The organism is Erwinia sp. ErVv1 (genome assembly GCF_900068895.1).
In the GTDB taxonomy this organism is placed as follows: Bacteria; Pseudomonadota; Gammaproteobacteria; order Enterobacterales; family Enterobacteriaceae; genus Erwinia.
In genome coordinates, this window is sequence record NZ_CDPK01000016.1 from 89,677 (window position 1) to 89,877 (window position 201).

The following is a 201-nucleotide window of genomic DNA, read 5'->3' on the forward strand; positions in this document are numbered from 1 at the left end:
CATAGCCTTCTCCGTCCCCCCTTCGCAGTAACACCGAGTACAGGAATATTAACCTGTTTCCCATCGACTACGCCTTTCGGCCTCGCCTTAGGGGTCGACTCACCCTGCCCCGATTAACGTTGGACAGGAACCCTTGGTCTTCCGGCGAGCGGGCTTTTCACCCGCTTTATCGTTACTCATGTCAGCATTCGCACTTCTGAT

At 54.7% G+C, this 201-nt stretch carries 1 other annotated feature (only partly in view).

Features of this window, described 5'->3' with window-relative positions:
- Positions 1-201 (bottom strand) — a sequence feature (mutual gap in cmsearch alignment for this rRNA model is longer than 100) (it extends past both window edges: 1,568 nt to the left, 1,319 nt to the right).